2 protein-coding genes are annotated in these 1,016 nt (G+C 55.9%); both read right to left on the bottom strand.

The features are described from left to right. On the bottom strand, positions 1 to 298 hold a 298-nt coding region (locus J1C54_RS16330), incomplete at its 3' end, for an EpsG family protein (RefSeq protein WP_229150029.1). Between the two features lie 113 nt (positions 299 to 411). Beyond that, a partial coding sequence (locus J1C54_RS16325; protein ID WP_229150027.1) for an asparagine synthetase B occupies positions 412 to 1,016 on the bottom strand: 605 nt, incomplete at its 5' end.

Genomic DNA, 1,016 nt, shown 5'->3' with positions numbered 1-1,016 from the left:
GTAGCGCCAGCCATGGCAGGGGTTGGCGACGAGAAAAAGACATCACACCAATCATAAGGATGGCGCCGCAGATCAGGTTCACCCAATAAATGGGACCGTCAAACTGGGCGACAAGCCAGTTAACCAGAATGTAGCCGGGGTCAATACTGTTAAGCACCTCTGCCAGCGACAACGGTGCGGCCCACTCCAGATACAGAAGATAAGCCCACCAATCGCCGCCCACCCGATGGCGCAGGCCAATGGCCAAAGTAAACAGCACGCCGACAAGCAACCAGATGACCGTACTTGATGAAGGCATCAACCGCCTTGAAAAAAGCACACCAACGGTGGGGATTAGAAACAGAGTCCAGTAAGGCAGCATAAATTCCGAAAAATGTTAAACACCGCTAATGCGGATCAGATGGATAAAATTCAAGCCAGTCGCGGACGCCAGCGGCGCTGCCAGGCCAGCAATTGCAGCACGGTCCAAAGCTGCTGAGCATGGTGGCCCTGACCCTTCATATGAGCCTGCCACAGCTGCTGAATCTGGCGAGCATCCAGCATTGGCATCTGGTTCAGGCTGGCCATGGAAAGCAGATCCTCAACCCAGTCGCGCAGTGGGCCGCGCAACCAGGCATCCAGCGGTACAGCGAAGCCCATCTTGGGGCGATCAATCAATTCGCGTGGCACATACCGATAGAGCAGTTGGCGTAACACCCACTTACCCTGTCCGTTATTAAGCCTTGTTTCCGCCGGCACGCGCCAAGCGGCGTTAAACACCTGAGGATCAAGGAACGGTACCCGCACTTCCAGACTGCTGGCCATACTGGCCCGGTCAACCTTCACCAACACGTCATCGACCAGATAATGCAGAGTATCCATCAACAACATCCACTCGACGCTGTTGAAGCCCTGTAAAGCCGGAAACAGTGCGTCCGGGGATTTGCCCTTTCCCGAACCTTGCAGCAGGCTTGCAGGCTCACGGTTCATCGACGCGACGCCCGCGAACAGTGCCTGCTGGTCAGTACTCTCCAGCA

This window comes from Alcanivorax sp. 1008 (genome assembly GCF_020667895.1).
In the GTDB taxonomy this organism is placed as follows: domain Bacteria; phylum Pseudomonadota; class Gammaproteobacteria; order Pseudomonadales; family Alcanivoracaceae; genus PGZG01.
Note: the sequence above shows the minus strand (reverse complement) of the source record. Positions and strands in the feature narration are given on the sequence as shown.